13 protein-coding genes and 2 pseudogenes are annotated in these 18,571 nt (G+C 68.1%); 7 read left to right on the top strand and 8 right to left on the bottom strand.

Features of this window, described 5'->3' with window-relative positions; translation table 11 throughout:
* Positions 1–3: 3 nt before the first annotated feature.
* From OG899_RS06255 to OG899_RS06235, 5 genes are all read right to left on the bottom strand, one after another.
* Positions 4–1,905, bottom strand: a complete 1,902-nt coding sequence (locus OG899_RS06255; RefSeq protein WP_168132239.1) for an ABC transporter substrate-binding protein — start codon at positions 1,903–1,905, stop codon at positions 4–6.
* Positions 1,906–2,679: 774 nt separating this feature from the next.
* Positions 2,680–5,505, bottom strand: coding sequence for an SCO5717 family growth-regulating ATPase (locus OG899_RS06250; RefSeq protein ID WP_168132238.1), 2,826 nt, complete (start codon positions 5,503–5,505; stop codon positions 2,680–2,682).
* A 690-nt stretch (positions 5,506–6,195) separates the two neighbouring features.
* Entirely contained in the window at positions 6,196–6,987 is a 792-nt protein-coding gene (locus OG899_RS06245; RefSeq protein WP_373296110.1) for a hypothetical protein, read from the bottom strand.
* On the bottom strand, positions 6,984–8,318 hold the full coding sequence (gene eccE / locus OG899_RS06240; RefSeq protein WP_168132237.1) for a type VII secretion protein EccE: 1,335 nt from the start codon (positions 8,316–8,318) through the stop codon (positions 6,984–6,986). The genes OG899_RS06245 and eccE overlap by 4 nt, the downstream gene beginning before the upstream one ends.
* A gap of 217 nt (positions 8,319–8,535) precedes the next feature.
* Positions 8,536–9,171, bottom strand: a complete 636-nt coding sequence (locus tag OG899_RS06235; RefSeq protein ID WP_168132236.1) for a hypothetical protein — start codon at positions 9,169–9,171, stop codon at positions 8,536–8,538.
* Positions 9,172–9,365: 194 nt separating this feature from the next.
* Here OG899_RS06235 and eccB point away from each other — a divergent pair, with 194 nt between their 5' ends.
* The 6 genes and pseudogenes from eccB to OG899_RS06205 form a co-directional block, all read left to right on the top strand.
* Positions 9,366–10,889 (top strand): type VII secretion protein EccB, encoded by a 1,524-nt coding sequence (gene eccB, locus OG899_RS06230; protein ID WP_168132235.1) that lies wholly within the window; start codon positions 9,366–9,368, stop codon positions 10,887–10,889.
* Between the two features lie 46 nt (positions 10,890–10,935).
* Positions 10,936–12,144 (top strand): type VII secretion-associated serine protease mycosin, encoded by a 1,209-nt coding sequence (gene mycP, locus OG899_RS06225; protein WP_373296717.1) that lies wholly within the window; start codon positions 10,936–10,938, stop codon positions 12,142–12,144.
* Positions 12,145–12,415: 271 nt separating this feature from the next.
* Positions 12,416–12,748 carry a WXG100 family type VII secretion target gene (locus tag OG899_RS06220; RefSeq protein ID WP_168132233.1) on the top strand — a complete coding sequence of 111 codons (333 nt, stop codon included), beginning with the start codon at positions 12,416–12,418 and terminating at the stop codon, positions 12,746–12,748.
* Between the two features lie 30 nt (positions 12,749–12,778).
* Positions 12,779–13,090, top strand: coding sequence for a WXG100 family type VII secretion target (locus OG899_RS06215; RefSeq protein ID WP_168132232.1), 312 nt, complete (start codon positions 12,779–12,781; stop codon positions 13,088–13,090).
* Positions 13,091–13,357: 267 nt separating this feature from the next.
* Positions 13,358–13,643 (top strand): annotated as a pseudogene (locus OG899_RS06210) (transposase family protein); the annotation flags it as partial.
* 4 nt (positions 13,644–13,647) lie between these two features.
* Positions 13,648–13,968, top strand: a pseudogene (locus tag OG899_RS06205) (transposase family protein); the annotation flags it as partial.
* Between the two features lie 71 nt (positions 13,969–14,039).
* Here the strand turns inward: OG899_RS06205 and OG899_RS06200 are convergent.
* Positions 14,040–14,573 (bottom strand): hypothetical protein, encoded by a 534-nt coding sequence (locus OG899_RS06200; RefSeq protein WP_406310926.1) that lies wholly within the window; start codon positions 14,571–14,573, stop codon positions 14,040–14,042.
* Between the two features lie 523 nt (positions 14,574–15,096).
* On the opposite strand from OG899_RS06200, the gene OG899_RS06195 reads away from it, so the two are divergent.
* Positions 15,097–15,219 (top strand): hypothetical protein, encoded by a 123-nt coding sequence (locus OG899_RS06195; RefSeq protein WP_373296716.1) that lies wholly within the window; start codon positions 15,097–15,099, stop codon positions 15,217–15,219.
* A gap of 412 nt (positions 15,220–15,631) precedes the next feature.
* Here the strand turns inward: OG899_RS06195 and OG899_RS06190 are convergent, their stop codons facing one another.
* Positions 15,632–16,261, bottom strand: a complete 630-nt coding sequence (locus tag OG899_RS06190; protein WP_168132231.1) for a hypothetical protein — start codon at positions 16,259–16,261, stop codon at positions 15,632–15,634.
* A 10-nt stretch (positions 16,262–16,271) separates the two neighbouring features.
* A complete protein-coding gene (locus OG899_RS06185) occupies positions 16,272–18,563 on the bottom strand; it encodes a DUF6571 family protein (RefSeq protein WP_168132230.1) in 2,292 nt (763 codons plus the stop codon).
* Positions 18,564–18,571 lie beyond the last annotated feature (8 nt).

Here is an 18,571-nt window from a genome sequence, read left to right as displayed (position 1 = left end):
TGCCTACTCGCGATCGTCGGCGGTGGCCCGGCGGCGCACCGCGACGAGCACACCGAGTCCGGCGACCACCACGACACCGACGACGATCCCGACGACGACCCCTGTGGAGGACGAACCGCCGGAGGACCCGGAGGAGTCCGCGGGCACCGCCGACCACCAGCTCCAGTAGCCGTCCTGCCCGTAGATGTTGCCCGCGTCCGAGGGCATGGTGGTGATCGACTCGATCTGGTCCGTGCGGTAGGCCTCCACCGCGTTCGGATAGGCCATGACGTTCATGTACCCCAGGTCGTACAGCCGTGACTCCATCTGCTTGACCAGGGCCGCCCGCTTGGCGGGGTCGTACTCGGCGAGCTGCTCGGCGTACAGCTCGTCATAGGTCTTGTCGCAGATGAAGTTGTCGGTGGCGCCGGTGTCCTTGGGGGTCTGCGGCAGGGCGCCGCAGGTGTGGATGGACAGCACGAAGTCCGGGTCGGGGTTGACGGACCAGCCGTCGAAGGCCAGGTCGTACTTGCCGGCCAGCCACGGGTCGGTGACGTTGTCCAGGCAGTTCAGGGTCACCCCGATGCCGAGCTTGCCCCACCACTCCTGCAGATATTTGCCGACCGCCTTGTCGTTCGGGTCGGTGGCGTGGCACAGCACGCGGTAGTGCAGCGGCTTGCCGTCCTTGCCCACACGTTGGCCGGCGGCGTTCTTCTTGTATCCCGCCTCGTCCAGCAGCTGCGCCGCCTTGGCCGGGTCGTACGCCAGTTCCTGGTCCGCCGACGGCTTCCAGAAGTACTGCGAGAAGCGCGGCGGGATGTACCCCTGGCCCTCGACCGCGTGCCCCTGGAAGACCTTGTCGACGATGGCCTTGCGGTCCACCGCCATGAACAGCGCGTGCCGCACCCGCTCGTCCCGCAGCGACGGGTCGCCGTCACCGAACGTCTCGCCGTTCTTCGCCCGTGCGCCCGGGTTGGTGGCCAGGGCGTAGAACCGGCGGCCGGGGGCGTCGTTGACGTGGATGTTCTTGTCGCCCTTCAGGGAGGCGGCCTGGGCGGGCGTCAGCGACGGCGAGCCGGCCACGAAGGACACCTCGCCCTTGCGCAGTGCGGCCACGGCCGCGTCCTGGTCCTTGTAGTAGCGGAAGACCAGCTCGTCGAACTTGGGTGCGCCCCGCCAGAAGTCCTTGTTGGCCTTCAGCCGCACATAGCTGTCGGGCTTGTAGTCCGTGAGGATGAACGGACCGTCCCCGACGATCGGGAAGGTCGTGTCGTTGTTGAACGTCGAGAAGTCGTCGACCTTCTCCCAGATGTGCTTCGGCACGATCGGCACGTCCAGCGCCGTCATGGTGGCCTGCGGCTTCTTCAGCTTGATGACCAGCTGGGTGGGGCTGGGCGCGGTGACCGACGCGAAGTTGCCGACGAAGCTGCCGTTGGCGGTGGCGGCGCCGGAGTCGGTCATCATCGTGGTGAAGGTCCACGCCGCGTCCTCGGCGGTGACCGGCTTCCCGTCCGACCACTTCACGCCCGAGCGGATCGTGTACGTCCAGGTCAGCTTGTCCGGCGAGGACTCCCAGTGGGTGGCCAGGGCCGGGACCGGGTGGGCGTCCTTGGGGTCGTAGTTGGTCAGGTACTCGTACATCAGCCGGTTGATGCTGGTGCTGACCAGCCGGACCGCCAGGAACGGGCTGAGCGAGTCGACGCTCTGCGCGACGGCGACCGTGAGCACCTTGCCGCCCTTGCCGTCCTTCCCGTCCTGGGCGGTCTGCGCGGTGTGCGCCGCGTGGGCCGGCTGCGCCGCGGCCGGGGTCGCGAGCCCGGAGGCGAGGACGAGAGCGGCGGCGCCCACAGCGGCCGCAAGCCGCCTCCTGCCCCGGCCGGGGGTGGTGCGTCCTCTGCCTCTGCCGTGCTGATCGTGTGTGTTCATGGCTCGGTGACCTCGCGTCGTCGCTCGCGAGGACGCTCGTACGCCCTCGGCGAGACGGTGGGAACAGGCTGGAACGGGCTGGAACGAACTGAATCCGACTAGGACGGGCTCGAACGGTCGTGAACGGAGAAGTGCTGAGTGGAGAGCGGGAATGAACAGATGTGAGCGGATATGGATGTGAAGGATCAGGTTCGACCGGCCGGACGCCGTCGGAATGAAGAGTGTGTCTATCAGCGGCAGTCTGCGCCCGTCAACGGTGTGTCAAACCCGCGCTGGCCTGCGTAAACGACGGGACGGACGACCCGTCACCCACATTGGTGGAGACCTCTGACGCCGCGCAGGTGAGAGCGTGACGGCGCGATCCCGCCGGTCGGGCCGGGTGAGGACACCCGCCGGACGGGTGGTGAAGAACCGCTCGTCGCGGCGCGTTCGGTGAGGTGGCGCGGACACGCGGCCGGCCGGCGCGGCGGGAGACCGCGCGGGCCGGTGCGCGGGTCGGTGTGGGGATCGGCGTGTGAACCGGCGCCCGTGACGGAGCCCGGATCGGCGCGCGGATCCGTGTGCGGAACGGAGCGCGGATCGGCACGCGGATCGACGTGCGGACCGGTGTGCCGCGGAACGGCTCGCGGATCCGCGTGCGCACCGGCATGCAAGGCCGCGGTCGCCGGGGGCCGCCGCGGCGCGCAGGGGCCCGGACGCGGCACAGCCCGCGCCGTGCGGACGGCGCGGGCCGTGCGGAAGCGGGGCGGCCCGGCGTGCTGCGGGCCGGGCCGGTCACTGCTGGGGCGGCGGAGGAGGCGGGGTCGGCCCCTGCGGCGGCTGCGGATAGCCGTAGCCGGGCTGCGGGGGGAACGGCGGGGCCGGCTGCTGCGGAGGCACGGGCTGACCCGCCTGGGGCGGGTACGGCTGCCCCGGCTGACTCGGCGGGGGACCCCAGCCCTGCGGCGGCTGCCCCGGCTGCTGCGGCGGCGCGTACGGCCCCGGCTGCCCGGGATACGGCTGGCCCGGCTGGCCGGGGAACGGCTGGCCCGGCTGACCGGGCTGTCCGGGCTGACCCGGCACGGGCTGGTTCGGCAGCGGCGGGGCGGCCACCGGGGGCGGGTTGCCGTCGGAGGTCCACAGTCCCTGCGACTGCTGGTGCCGCACGAAGTCCTCGGCGACCATCGCGGCCAGGTTGAAGTACGCCTCGCGCGTCTTCGGCCGCATCATGTCCAGGTCGAGCTCGGCACCGGCGGCCAGGTGCTCGTCGAACGGCACCACGACCACGCCCCGGCAGCGCGTCTCGAAGTGCGCGACGATGTCCTCCACCTTGATCATCTTGCCGGTCTCGCGCACCCCGGAGATCACGGTGATGGACCGTGCCACCAGGTCCGAGTACCCGTGCGCGGACAGCCAGTCCAGCGTCGTACTGGCGCTGCTCGCACCGTCCACGGACGGTGTGGAGATGATGATCAGCTGGTCGGCGAGGTCCAGCACCCCGCGCATGGCGCTGTAGAGCAGACCGGTGCCGGAGTCCGTCAGGATGATCGGGTACTGCTTGCCCAGCACGTCGATCGCACGCCGGTAGTCCTCGTCGTTGAACGTCGTGGACACCGCCGGGTCGACGTCGTTGGCGATGATCTCCAGACCGGAGGGCGCCTGCGAGGTGAACCGCCGGATGTCCATGTACGAGTGCAGATACGGGATCGCCTGCACGAGGTCACGGATGGTGGCCCCGGTCTCCCGGCGCACCCGTCGCCCGAGCGTGCCGGCGTCCGGGTTGGCGTCGATCGCGAGAATCTTGTCCTGGCGTTCGCTGGCGAGCGTGGAGCCCAGTGCGGTCGTGGTCGTCGTCTTGCCGACGCCGCCCTTGAGGCTGATGACCGCGATCCGGTAGCAGGACAGCACCGGCGTCCGGATCAGGTCCAGCTTCCGCTGCCGCTCGGCCTCCTCCTTCTTCGCGCCCAGACGGAACCGGGAACCGCCGGCCCCCGGCCGCTGGCTGCGCGCCTTCTGCTTCTTGGTGTTCAGCAGCCGGTCGGAGGACAGCTCGACGGCCGCCGTGTACCCCAGCGGCGCCACACCCGGGTTGGTGGGCTGCCGCTGGTCGTGCTGTATGGGCTGCGGCCAGGCGGCACCGGCCCGCGGATCGGCGGGCGGCTGCCCGGGCTGAGACGGGTCGGGCTGACCCGGCTGCGGCCCTCCCGCCTGCGGCGGTGCCGGTTGCGGCTGCGCTGCCTGCGGGGGCTGTGCGGCCGGGCCGTGCGGCTGGGGGAAGCCGTAACCGCCGGGCTGCGGGAACCCGTAACCCCCCGGCACACCGGGCCCCGGCGGCTGCGGGGCACCCTGGGCCTGCTCGGGTGCGGGCGGGGTGGGCACGCCGGGCTGAGGGAAGCCGTAACCGCCGGGCTGGCCCGGCGTGTTCCACGCGGCGGGCGCGGGCTGCGGCGCCTGCGGCGCGAAGGGCGGCTGCCCGGACGCACCGGGCTGCCCCTGCGGCTGAGGCTGCGGCTGGCCGGGCTGTCCCTGGCCCTGCGGCTGCGGCTGACCGGGCCACTGGGGCGCGGCGGGCGGGAGCGGCGCGGACGGCGGCACCGCACCCTGCGGCGTCGCCGACGGCGCGGCGGCGCCACCGGCGGCCTCCGAGGCATCCCCGGACGCGGCGGTCGCGGCACCGGCGCTGTCACCACCGGCACCCTCACCGTCCTGGGCGTCGGCACCGGCACCGTCCGCGTCGCCCCCGGAGGCCGGGGCTTCGGCGGCCGGGCCGTCGGAGGACTGCTCACCGGGCTCGCCGGAACCGGACGCGCCGTCACCACCGGCCTCGCCGGTTCCCGCGGCTCCCTCGGAGGCGCCCTCCACGGCATCGGCACCCTGCTCACCCGCAGGCGCCCCGGCGGCGGCCGCACCGGATCCCTCGGCCGAACCGGCAGCACCGGACTCCCCGGACCCACCGGACTCCCCGGACGCACCGGACTCCCCGGCCGTACCGCTCTTCTCGGCACCCTCGGCGCCATCACCGGCCTCGTCGCCCTGCGCCGCACCGGACGCGGACGCGTCCGTACCCTTCGCGGACGCCTCCTCACCGGCCGCACCGGACTCCTGAGCCGGCGCCGCACCGTCACCCGGAGCCGCCGACGAGCCGCTCGCGGACTCCGCACGCTCGATCGCGGCGTCCAGCTTCGCGAACTCCTGCTTCAGCGCCGCCGCGGAGATACGCATCGTGGCGCCGTCGGGCGCATCGCCCTTCCCGGCGCCGCCCTCGGCCTCCGGGGCCGGAGCCGGAGCAGGGGCCGGGGCAGGGGCCGTCGGGGTGGGCGGAGCCGGCGGCCAGGCAGGCTGGAAGCCGCTGTTCGGCGGCGGACCGGGGATGTCGAGCGGCGGGCCGACAGGCGGAGGCGGGGGAGGCGGCGTGGGCGCGGCTGGCGGCGGAGCAGGAGTGCTCGGGGCCGGGGCGGCATCACCGGCCGCGGCCGGACTCGACGCGTTCTGCGTGTACCAGGCAGGGGGCGCGTAGTCGATGGTGAACTCGCCCGTCGTCTCGATGGCGGACTCCGCGTCGGACTGGTCATCGCCGGGTGTGTCCCAGCCCCCGCGGATCCCGTCCCGATCGCTGTTCACAATTCCTCCTGGTGTGGTCGAGCACCCTCATGCCGTGCTGGGGCGACCGTTCGTCTCGTACGGGAGCGGTCGGAGCAGCCGTCCGGCGACCGGAACACCGGCCCGTGCGGCCGTCCGGACCGTCCGGGCCTCCCCCGGGGCGCCGACGGCCCAGCCGCGGGTTCTGATGAGGCGCCCGGACCCAGCCTAATCGTCACCACGGCGCTCACGTCAGGCCCGTCCGGCGCTCACACCCCGGCATCGGCGCCCCTGCACAGCCGAGCTCCGGAACACACCCCCGCCACACCGGACCAAACCGCATCAAACCTGCTGAACACCACTTCCTGACCGCACCGGACGCCTGCCCGGCGCCTCACCCCGTCCGTCCGAAACCGTCCGTCCGACCCGTCCGTCCGACCCGTCTGCCATCCGGACGGTCCGACACCCCGTCAGAAAGGCACCGCCGGACAACGCCGAAATCCGCCGACGAACCGCCCTCCCGCACGAGCGGACCACCGCCACCGGCTTTCTGAGGCCCCGATGCACGGTAAGCGGACAACCGAGCCACCGGACAACCGAGCCACCGGACAACCGAGCCACCGGACAACCGAGCCACCGGACAACCGAGCCACCGGACGCCCTCGCACCCCGCACCTGCGGAGCACTCGCCGTGCCCCCCGACACGCGCCCAAGCCCCGCGCCCCCGACCGCTCAGTCCATCCGGCGCGGCGTGCCGAGCAGCCCGATCTCCGCGTCGGTGGGCTGCGTCATCACGTACTGCCGGTCCCGGTCGCCGCACCAGAGGGTGACCCCGTCGGGAAGCGTCGGCAGGGACTCCATGTCGGTCCGCGGCAACGCCATGGTGCGGCTCAGCTCCGCCGCCTCGTCCGGCGAGATCCGCTGCACACCCACGAGCCGGGCCTGACGGATCAACCGGGGAGCTACCGGACTGAGATACGGCAGCAGCGTCAGCACCGACTGCCACGGACCCGACACCACCCGCCCGCGCGGCGGCCGCATGCCGCAGTCCCGCACCACCAGCACCGGCGTGCCCGCCGAAGCACCCTGCGGAGGGACCCGGCCCACCTCGTACACCGCCAGGCCGTTCTGCCCGCCGCCCATGGCATGCACCATCTGCATCCAGGCCTGCGGCCGGCCCGTCTCCACCGCCACCCGCGCCCCGGTGGCCGCCGCCCGCAGCGCGATCACCTGCGCCGTCCACAGACTGCCGATGAGCACGACGTCGTACGGGGTCGGGCGGTTGATGCCGAGGATCGCGGGCTGCCCCGTGGTGTCCACGCCGACGACGACACCGTCGTCGCCGATGGGCAGGGTCAGCGCGTCCAGCTGCTCCACCGGCAGCGTGTGCCGCCCGTGCCGCGGACCGATCAGCCCGAACCCCCCGCGCAGCCGGTCACGCAGCCCACCGCCGAAGCGGGCGGCGAGCCCCGCATCGCGGGCCGGCGCGGACCCGGGCGTCGCCGGTGTGGTCGTGACGGTCACCGAGCACCTCCCAGAGGCAGCGTGGCGAGCATGCCGGGCACCTGCTCCCGGTCCAGACGGGCGAGCTGTGCGCCCGCCTGCCGCGCGGCGTCCTGCAGGGCCTGCCGCGCGGCCACCAGTTCGTCGTCGCTGCGCCCGGTCACCCGCACATGCCCGCACAGGGCGGTCTCCTGCCGCTCCCCGCGCCACAGCGTCAGACTGAACGTCGTCGCCAGCGCCGGCACCCGGGTCAGCACCCCCACCAACTGCGGCAACGACGCTCCGCCACCGGCGACGTGAGGCCAGCGCCGCACCCAATACGTGGTGTGCCGGCGGTTGTCGCACCGCCAGCTGCGCCCGGACTCCTCCGTGCGACGCTCCCGGGTCTCGGTCCGCCCGGCCTCCGCGGTCACCAGCGGGTTGGCACACGCGGACGTGGCCAGCGCGGCCGTCAGCTCCTCCTCGTCGAGCACCGTCGTACGGAACCCGGCACCGGTGAGCCGGCTCGCCAGATGGTCGGCGACCCGCGCCAGACACTTCTGCGCCCCGACCAGCCCGCCGCCGCGCGCCGCCACGGCCTCACGGCACAGCTCGGGATCGAGCTTCAGCGCGACCCACACGATCCGCACCGCCGGGGCCCCCGTCTGCTCCTGCAGCGGACGGTAGTTGGTGACCGCCACCGAGTGCTGCGGCAGATGCAACGCCGGCGCGGGCTGGGTGTGCAGCACGATCTGCGCCGACTCCAGACGTATCCCGTCCACCTCCAGCGCGTCGCGCACCAGCGCGACCGGCAACGGCTGCCGGCCCCCCTCCGCCCGCAGCGCGGTGACGTCCGACTCCACCTGCACCACGGCACTGAGGAACGTGCCGTCCCCGACCATGCCCACCGGGCGCCGGTCCCGCCCGCCGAAGGAACACGTCCGCAGCGCCGGCTCGCACTCGACGACCGGCGCCAGCCCCGGCTCGATCCCCGGCGGCACCGGCGTACTCGCCGCCCTCCGCTGCCGCGCCCGCAACGCCCGCGCGATCACCAACCACTCCGGCAGCCAACGCCCCCGCCGCCGCACGAACGCCAACAACACCAACCCGACGGCGACGACGGCCGCGGGCACCAGGGCGAGGGGGCCGACAGCGGCACCGACCAGCACCACCGCCACGGCGAGCTCGACCAGAACGAGCCGCTGCAGCCGGGCCGAACCCGCCTGCCCACGTCGCGTCCGGAGCTGCAGTGCCCCCGTGGCCCCGCCATGGGCCGCCGCCTCGTCCGCCCCGGGCGCGGGATCCTGCGCGGACGCCCGCGCATCCGGTCCCCGGGACAGACCGCGCGATCTCGACCGCGTACCGGTAGCCATCACTGTCACCCCGTATTGCTCAGAACTCGCTGATCCGTCGGCCCGCACAAGATCCGGGAAGGCCCCGGCACCCTATCCGCTCCACAACTACCCGTGGTCACATGCATACTAGGCGCCCGCTGCGACAGCGAAGGGGGCCGCTGCGGTGAGGGCCGGACCCCCAGGATCCGGCGAGGCGAGGGCACAGCGCCCGGGATCCGTCCTGCAGCCTGCCGTCCTACAGCTTGGCAGGCGCGTCACACCGGGCTTGTGTGTGGGCGTACGCCGCCATGCCCTTGGCCAGGTCGATCAGTCCGTCACGCACGAGGGACGCGGACGCGTCACCCTGCTTCTTCAACCAGATGACCACGCTCAGGTGGTCCGTCATGGCGTGCTTCCGGCACGGCAGATAGATGGCGGCGACCTTGTCGGAGGCCACGGCCCTGTCCCCCGCGGAGAACGGGGTCAGGGTGGACATCGGAACGAGCTGCCCGACCCGCTCCTTCACCCAGTGGTCCGTGTTCGTGTACGTCATCGCTCGCGTCCTGGCGGACAGCAGCTGATCGTCGCTCCCATAGACGAAACATGCGAGGTCGAGGTTCATGTCCACCTCGCCGATCCTCACGATCGGACTGGACTCCTGGAACGAGTACGACGACTCCTCCGGTACCACCTGCTTCAACGCCTCGGCCGCGCTGGTGGCATCGCCGAGCGACTCGCACACGTCGGCGGCTTCGATGGTGCCGACCTTCTTGAAGGGCGGCAGACCGAAGGCGTAGAGCACCCCGGTGACAAGCCCGAGCACCAGGACCACCGTGGTGGCCAGCAGCACCTTGGTCCGCTTGCCTGCCGACGTCCTGCCCGTCTCGCTCACCGGCCCCACGCCCTCACCGACTCTTCCCCATCGCACACAACTGAGCTGTCGTCGCACTACAGTTGAGTGATCCAACCACTCAGGCGCCCCACCCGCTCCACCGGTGTCCGCAGCCACCGTGCATAGTAGGGGCCGGTCCGGCATCGCCGGACGGGACCGACCCGCGGGTGGGACAACGGGGAGAGACAGGCGGCATGGCATCACGGCGGGACGAACTCAACGCCTACACGTTCGCGAAACGACGCACGCTCGCGGCTTTCCTCCAGCCGTCACCGTCCGGTTCCGAGGAAGGCGCGCCCCGACCGCTGCGTGCCGTGGTGCCCGGTCTGGTCGCCGGCGCCGTCGCGCTCGCCGCCTTCGGAGCCTGGGGCATGTTCCAGCCCACCGCACCTCCCGGCTGGGACAAGCCCGGAACACGTGTCATCGTGGGCAAGCAGTCCACCACCCGCTACGTGGTCCTCAAGACCGGCAAGACCACCCGGCTGCACCCGGTCCTCAACCTCGCCTCCGCGCGCCTGCTGATGAACGGGGCCGACTACCAGGTCATCCAGGTCAGCGACGACATCCTGGACTCGGGCAAGCCGCCGCGCGGCCCCATCCTGGGCATCCCCTACGCACCCGACCGCCTTCCGTCGCCCACCGAGGCCGGCAAGGCCAAACGCTGGGCCGTGTGCGAACAGCCCGGAGGCAAGGGAGAAACCGTCCAGCAGGCCACCTTCGTCCTCGCCGAGCGGGACGCCGCCAAGACGGACGGCAAGCAGCGGCTCCACGGGGGAGACGTGCTCTACGTCAAGACGCGGGCCGGCGACCGCTACCTCGTCGACGCGAACGGCATGGCGTTCGCCGTCACCGGCAGCGAGTCCGACGCTCTGACGACCGCTCTCGTCGGCTCCCGCAAGCCGCAACTGGTCACCAAGGAGTGGATCGCCACCCTCCACCAGGGCGACCCGATCAAGTTCCCCCAGCTCCCCTCGAACGTCGGCGCACCCGCCAACGTGCCGGGCCAGCTGTCGGCCGAGGAGAACCGGGTCGGCATGGTCCTCAGGACCGAGACCGGTGACGGGACCAAGTACTACGTGGTGCTGCCCGGCAAGGTGCAGCCCGTCAGCGAGTTCACCGCCTGGCTGCTCGTCTCGTCCCCGCAGACCGCCTCACTGAACATGAACGGCGAGGCGCGCACGGTCGGCCTGCAGGACTTCACCGCCGACCCCGAGACGTTCGCGGGCCAGTCGGCCAAGTGGCCCCAGCAGCGCACCCGCCAGGTCAACTCCGTGGAGTCGGCCTCCGGCCGCGACACCATCTGCAGCGTGCTCCGCGACGTCGCCGACGACAACGCGACGACCCTGAGCACCTGGGCCGGCACCGACTATCCGGCCCAGATCACCGCCGACGGCACCAGCACCTACGTCACCCCGGGCACCGGACTGCTCTACACCCAGATGCAGGGCACCGAGACCAAAGCGGGCGCGCTCTTCCTGGTGACCGACACCGGTCTGCGCTACGCCGTCCAGGCCAACGGCGACAGCGACAGCCGCACGTCGAAGATCGGCGCGGACGGCAAGAAGACCCCCGACGGCACCCCCGAGCCCAGCGAGGCCCAGGTCAAACTCGGCTACCAGAACGTCCGCCCGGTCCGGGTCCCCGCCGCCTGGTCGGAGTTCCTCGCGAAGGGACCACGCCTGGACACCAACAGCGCCCGCCAGCCGCAGGGTTCCTGACCCGCGGCCCCGCCTGGATCTGACGACGATGAGGAGCGCCGCACCCGTGGTGCCGACGAAGGCCACCCTGCTGCTCGCCGCCGCGATGCTCACCACCCTGGGCACCGCCCCGCCGGCGTCCGCTCTCCACCTCGACGGCAGCGGACAGTGCACCTTTCCCGCCGAACAGATCAAGGGAACCCCCTGGTCGCTGCAGCGGGTCCTGCTCGACCAGCTGTGGCAGGGCACCGACCAGGGCAAGGGCATACGTGTCGCCGTCATCGACACCGGCGTGGACGACAAGAACCCTCAGCTCGCCGGAGCCGTCGACAAGGCCGCCGGCCGTGACTACCTGACCAAGGGCAAGGGCGGGGACCCCACCAACGACGAGGTGGGGCACGGCACCAAGGTCGCCGGCATCATCGCGGCCCGTCCCCACAAGGGCACGGGCTTCGTCGGGCTCGCCCCGAAGGCCACCATCATCCCCATCCGGCAGAACGACGCCGACAACAGCGGCGACTCCGACACGATGGCGCAGGCCATCCTGTACGCGGTCGACAAGGGCGCCGACGTCATCAACATCTCCCAGGACACCACCAAGCCGCTGTCGGGCACATCGGCCCTCGCCCAGGCCGTGCGCAAGGCCATCGAGCACAACGTCGTCGTGGTGGCCTCCGCGGGCAACGACGGCCTGGACGGCAAGGTCAAGAACACCTACCCGGCCGCCTTCGACGGCGTCCTGGCCGTGGCCTCCTCCGACCGCAACAACGAACGCGCGTCCTTCTCCCAGGCCGGCCCGTTCGTGGGCGTGGCAGCCCCCGGCGTCGACATCGTCTCCACCGTCCCCGGCGGCGGCCAGTGCACCGACAGCGGCACGAGCTTCTCCGCCCCGTTCGTCGCGGGCGTCGCGGCCCTGCTGAAGGAGAAACACCCCGACTGGACCACCGCCCAGATCGTCACGCAGATCGAGCAGACCGCGGAACGGTCCGTCAACGGCCACGACAACTTCGTCGGCTGGGGTGTCGTCGACCCGGTCCGCGCCGTCCAGACGGACGTCACCGACCCACCCTCCACCCCTACACCCGACCCCGGTCCGGCCAAGGCCCCACTGCCCGACGTCGCTGCCTTCTCCCTCGCCGAAACACCCGAAGAACGCGATCGCCGCTATGCCACGTATGCCATGGGCCTCACCGCGACCGCGGTCGCGGTGATCGCCGGCACAGCCGTCGTCCTGCGGGACCTGCGACGCCGACGGCGCGGGAACCTTCAAGGGTGATATCGGCGTGGAAGACGACACGGAAGCGACGCGTTCACGGCGCATGGACGGCTGGTTTGCAGTTGGAAGGTCACTGTCAGGTGAGTAAAGTGACCTGCCGTATCACGGGGTTGATCACGCGTGACGGCACGGGGGGCGGTGCGACACTGCGGCCACGCGTCGCGTGGCAGCGCAGCAGGACTTGCCCGCCAGGAGAGCCCGGCCAGTCGACCGGGCGGGCCGTAGCGGTTGGTGACAGTCACCGTCGCTTCACGAAGGAGGGCAAGACAGCATGAGCCTTGCACACAGCACGCAGGAACTGACGAAGCTCGCGAACGACATCCGCGACTTCCACCACCAGGTGAGTGAGCGCGTCACGTCCCTCAACCGGGTCGTCGACATGATCCAGGCCGGCTGGCAGGGCGCGGCGGGCAAGGAGTTCGACTCCATGCAGCAAGGGGTGAACCAGAACCTCAAGCGGCTCCAGGACGACCTGGTCGACCTCGAGCAGGCCGTGCGGGCGAGCGTCGGCGGCTTCACCGAGCAGGAGCAGGAGCGCATCTCGGAGATCAGGAAGGTCGACAACTCCTACCAGGTCACGAGCCGCATCACCGACCTCGCCTGAGTCCGCCGAATCCACGAGGGAGATCAGATCATGAGCTTCAGCGCCGACCGTACCGCCGTCAACTACGACACGGTCACCCAGGCCGCCCACGACGTCCGCACCACGGCCAAGAGCCTTTCGGAGCAGCTCGAGGCACTCATGCGCCGGGTCAAGGCCGTCGCCGAGACCTGGGAGGGCGAGGCCAAGCGGGTCTACACCGACGTCCAGCGGGACAGCAGCATGCAGATGGACCAGATGGCCCAGAAGCTGAGCCGCATCGCCACCCTCCTGGACGAGTCGGTCATCGGCTACCAGGACACCGACAAGGGCAACGCGGCGCGGTTCCGCATGCTGATGGGCTGAACGACCGGCTTCCGAGATGGCAGAGGCGGCGCCTGGGGCGCCGCCTCTGCCATGTCAACCGCGGGCGAGGAGGACAGCTCGTGACTCGGGCGGCCCCGGAACAGACCATCGTTGACGTTCTTGCACGGGCGTCGTTGTCTGTTGTTTTTCAATCCAGTGAGCCTTTTCCAAGTTGCTTCTGAACTGCGACGGTTGAGCTGACAACGTGGTGAAGCCCCTGGTAGATGGGTTTTCGACCAAGAAATCCGTCTCCACCAGAGGCTTCACGTGCTTGTCTACCCGTCGGGCGTCGATGTGTCCACTTCTGCTCTCCGCTTCCTCGCACAGCAGTTGTGGCGGCACCGCCGTGCGATCGGCTCCCGCTGGCGGCGTCTGAGTGCCGGCCGCCAGGCTCTGCTCACCCTCGCCCACCCGCGGGTGGGGCACACGTATGCCCAGCTCGCGGCCGGGTTCGGCGTCGGAACCACGACGGCCTACCGCTATGTCACCGAGGCTGTCGAGCTCCTGGCTCGCTCTCGCCCCCAGCCTGGCCGACGCGGTGCGGGCCGCATCGGTGAGACCCGGTGCGCAAGGGCCGGCCCCGGAGCCTGCCGCTGGAGGACCGCGTGCTCCTGATCGCCGCGTACTGGCGCACGAACCTCACCCTGCGGCAACCGGCACCGCTGTTCGGGGTGTCCAAGCCGGCCGCGGACCGCACCATCGACAAGCCCGCACCCTCACTCGCGCTGCAGCAGCACGAGAGGTTCCGCGAGGACACCGTACTGATCGTGGACGGCACCCTCCCCACCCGTGACCACCAGGTGGCCGAGCAGTCGAAGCACTACCGGTACTCCACCAACCACCAGGTCGTCCTCGACGCTGACACCCGGCTCGTCGTGCCCAGCCGCGCCGGCCTACATCGCAGGGTGGTGGACGGTGCTATCGGTCGTATGGCCGATGAGGCTCGTGGCTACGTGCATCGGTATCGGCTGGTCTCCAGTGGCACAAAATCTTCGATGAAGCGTTGTAGCTTCCTGTAGCCATTCGGCGTGTTGTCAACGCGGTCGCCACGGAAGTAGAAGACGAAAGACATGTAAGCGGACTGCTTGTCGCACATGGCATGAACTACGGCGCCATCGGCGCCTATCACGGCCTCGCCGGGGAAAGCGACATCCCGTTTGGCTGCGTGTTTGTAATGCGCCTCGAACTGTTTCCAGTCGAACTGGTCCTGGGGAGCACCCTCCGCTAGTTCAAAAATGACATTGAGGATGACTCGGTCGTCCACCTTGATGAAGCATGTTCCCCCAGTGCGGGAGCTGCGGAACTCTTTGCGAGTCTGCTCCAGGGATCCGCTCTCTGGAAGTAGTGGTGAGAGGGAGGCCTCATGCACTGGGACCTCGCAAAACTTGCTCGGTACCGCCAGCTTCGAGTCGCTGCAACCTGTGGCCGTTGCCGCGATCATCGGAAGCAAGAAGGTCGCGAGAAGAGCAGCCTTTCGTTTCACTGCTGGTCTCCTGACATGCCGGTCGTCATGTGAATTTCGGTGAGTCTCCGCCGCTGCGATCCGTTTGCGTATTCCATCTTCTAGTGACAATCACACATTGCGCGATGTCTAACATGACTTCACTTCGTACCGCCCCTCGCTAGAGGCATTCAGTTGCCTCATTCGTGTTTCGCAGACGTCCCGGTTGTCGTGCTTCGATTGTTCGGCTTGCTTTTCCGTTCTCGCCATGCCGGGAACGCCCTTGCTGCAGCCTGATGCCGAGAGTGCTATTGCTGCGAGCGACATCGTCAGGGCTCCTCGTGCTGTGTGCCCCACTACTGGTCTCCCGATGTTCATCTGCTGGTTGGGTGAGCGACCAGTTTGCGGACCTAAAAAGGCGGCGCTTGCGCGCCGCCTTTTCCACCTTTCCGAACCGCGCTAGGAACTGTTTGCGGTGAGGAGGTGCTCGAAGGCACAACCAACCACGTTGCTGGCGATCGGCTTGCTCAAGGACTTGTGCGAGAGCTCTTCGAACGACGTGCTCATGGACGACACCCTGTCCGATTGCGACCGCCTGGACTACAACCGCGCCGACCGTTCCCACCAACACCGTCGACACGGCGTGAACGCGCAGAGCATCACCGCTCGAACCGGCCGGCTGCTGTGAACTTCGCCCGCCCTGCCCGTCCGCACCCACCGCATCTCCGGACCGCCGCACGCCAAGGGAGTACCCGTGCTGGCCGACCGCGCCTAGCAGGGTGCCGGCGGCCCCTGGGTGACCCGCCGGGCTTAAGCGGCCGCCGGGCGGTGAACAGAACCTGACACCCACGCGTGGTCGACCGCGCGTTTACCCGGGCCCGGGCAGCTGTCGAGCGAGGCATTGTGCTGTCGCAGATCTTCGTGCAAAAGCCCGGCGCAGACTCAACCGCATGACGTCAATCGTCGCAGCCGTCCTCACACTGAAGAGGCAACGCTGAGAGGCGTTGTGGATTGCGGAGATGCCGTCCAGGCACTCGCTTCAGCAACCTCATACCGAGGCATCTGCTGAGGCCGGTACGCGCGTGCTCACGCAGCGGCGTTCATTCTTCAGGTGGCATCCCGGCAGTCAACCCGGATCCTTCGAGGCAATTGAGCTGCTGGGCAAGCCGGTAGGACATCTCGTTTACCAGCCGCATGTTCCCCTCTTGGGAGACGAGTCCGCGAGCCGGCCAGTAAGCATAGTCAGTCTTGATGACCGGCGCCTTATCCCCACTCTCGTTATTCGAAGCGCACTTGAACCAGATCGTCGCTCCCAGATTGGATGCATCCGCGCGCAGTCCGGCCTTGTAATGGGAGTTACCTCGCAGGCGCTTATTCCGGGGCGGCGGATCCTTCAAGAGCACTTCAAATGTTACAGCGATAGATTGTTCATTTATGACATCCTGAGGTTCGATACGGCACAGCACATGGCGCTTCGTGGTTACTTTGCCGGTGAGTTCATCTGGCAGAGTGGTGGGAAGATCGAACTTTTTTGTGTTCAGAGTGCTCGTGAATTTCTTAGTAGCGGCGACGCTCTCCAGCGATTTCGCGGATTCTTCAGAAATTCCGCCGCATACCTGTCGCGCTGATTGGTATCGGCCGTCATCTCCGTCCCCGTTGCTGCATCCCGTGCACACGAGCGCAGCAAGCGCGAGGAGCCCGAGTTTTCTTCTGAGCTGGAAGATCTGCATTTTCGGCACTTTAATCCTTATCTCCAAGGTTGCACTCGGTGACTCCGTTGTTGTACCCCTGTTCCATGGATCTCCTGGCGTTGAGATACCATGAGGATTCTCTGAGCTCGGGGTGGGCGGCAACGTAGACCGACAGAGGGGTCATGGCCCTGTTCTGAGCTGCCCCAAGGAAGGCGCCTTTCTCCTTGACCTCCTGCTGCTGGAGTTTGTCCTTGTATGCGTCTTCCTGCCGGCGTACTTCCTGATCAATCTCGATGCTCTGTTGGGTCTCAAGTGCCCCACTGATACTCTCCGTCAAAGACGGAATCACGAATGAGGCTGCCTTTCCTGCGCCTTCCAGGGGCATCGTGATGATCGAAAACGCGGCGTTAATTCCCTGGCTCGACTTATATTTCTTCCATTCTGCGGCGTCGCTTAGAGCGTCGCTATAGTCGTCACGCTTGTCACTGAAGTCAGCGTGGATCCCACTGGCTCGAGACTCGTCAAGAGCACCGTTCACCTTGCTCCCGGTCTCAAGGATGAGGGAAAGTTGATCATCGGGATCAGGATGAGCTTTCAAAGCGCCGATGGTGAAGTCGCGCTGCGCTGTAGAAAGAATGTTGTAAGAATCCTTGTCCTGTCCCAAGGTGCTGATGAAGCTTATAGCTTCCTGGTGGTCGGTACCCATGTGCCCAGGGCCGTCATGGTGATAGGCAGCGTCACTGAGGCGCTGGAACTCGGGGTCGTCACCGAAGTTGGAGAGAGACCAGTTTAGGTCATCTAGGTAGGCAGCGCCCATGACTGCCAGGCTTTCCCCGATGTTTGGCTTGTGTTCCAAGTAGTTCGGATCCGCTCCGACCTGCCGTACCACCTGCTCCATGACGTTGGCAGTCTTAGCGTCCCGCTGAACCCCGTCCGACAGCTGGTCATAGGGCACACCCAGCGTCGCGGCCTGAAGTGCATGACCGAGCTCGTCGTACCCGTAACCAAGATCGTCCTTCGCCAGGGGGTTGCCGTTCGGCCATGAACGGTCGACCATCAGATACTTGAGGTCAGGGTCGACCTTGTTTCCGCCCTTGGCCCAGTCCTCCGAGTAGAACAAGTCCTTTGCGGCCTCAGGGTTGTGCCCCAGTGCCTCCATGTACCCGACCATGGGATCGAATCCGTAATCGGTGTCCGACCCAAAGTTCAGGTTCGGCCACTCATCCCCGGTTGCCCTCCACAGGTCGGCTGGCTTCTCATCCTTGTGCTTCTTCTCGAAGTCGATGAGATGCCTGCCGTAGTCGTCGAGGAAGTCCTTGTCGTACTGTCCGTAGCGCATCAGGCTGCTCATGACCTGGAAGCCATAAGGGCCGTCGTGGACGCCGGCGCCTGAGTAGTCGCGGTAGTGGACCTGCTCGCCCCCCAGTGCGACGATTTCGTTTTTCCACTTGGTCATATCCTTGCTGTCCGAGTGAGAGGCAGTCGCAAGTGTGTAACCGAGTGATTGCTGAATGGCTGCTGAGGTCTTTGTTCGCTCATCACCGTACTGGGTACGGTCCGCGATACGGGTCCAGAACTCGAGGGTGCCCTTTGCGCCCAGCTGCGTAGCGAACTTTTCGGCGAAGTACGGATCTCCCTCATGCCGAGACAAAAGGGTGTTGATCTGCTGCAGTGTTGCAAGGTCCACCGGATTGCCGGAGCCTGCAAGCATGAGCTTGCTCTTCGTCCCGGCGAGCTGCAGGAGCTCTTTCAGATCCTGATCTGCCTGTGCCTTTGCTGTCCTGGCAGCGTCGATACTGGTGTAACCGGAGGAGTCGAAGCCCTGGTCATGGCCATTGTGGTCCTGACTCAACGCCCAGAACAACACATCGTCGGCATCCTGAGCTGTCTGGAGGGTGCTTTTGATGCTGTTGTTGTAGGTGTGAATCGTCTCTTGATAGGCCTTATGCAAGACAGCCGTATTTTCCGTTCCTTCAGGAGGATCCAGATAAACCTCTCCATCAGGCTTGATTGACAGGTTCTTATCCTTCTCGACGTCTTCTTTGAGTCTGCGCAACTTAGACCGTGCGCTGGTGAAGATGTCGTAGGCGTTCTGGAGGAGCTTGTGAATGTCCTCTGCTTCGTCGGCGGCTGCATCCAGTTGTTTCTCGACGACTTTTAGTTTGTCGACGGCTGCACTCGCCGCTTCGCCATCCCAGTCAGCACCTTGTAGATCCTTTTCTACGGTGTTGCGGTACTTTGTACCGGCGTCCTTGAACTTCTCAGGAGCTTTGCCCCAGCTTGCAACGGCCTCCGAGAGCTGGGAGAGGTCCGCGTTGTACAGCGTCTGAAAGTCCAGCATCGTAAACC

Origin of the sequence: Streptomyces thermoviolaceus (genome assembly GCF_045209695.1) — a bacterium.
Taxonomy (GTDB): domain Bacteria; phylum Actinomycetota; class Actinomycetes; order Streptomycetales; family Streptomycetaceae; genus Streptomyces; species Streptomyces thermoviolaceus.
This window is presented reverse-complemented; position numbering and strand designations above follow the sequence as displayed.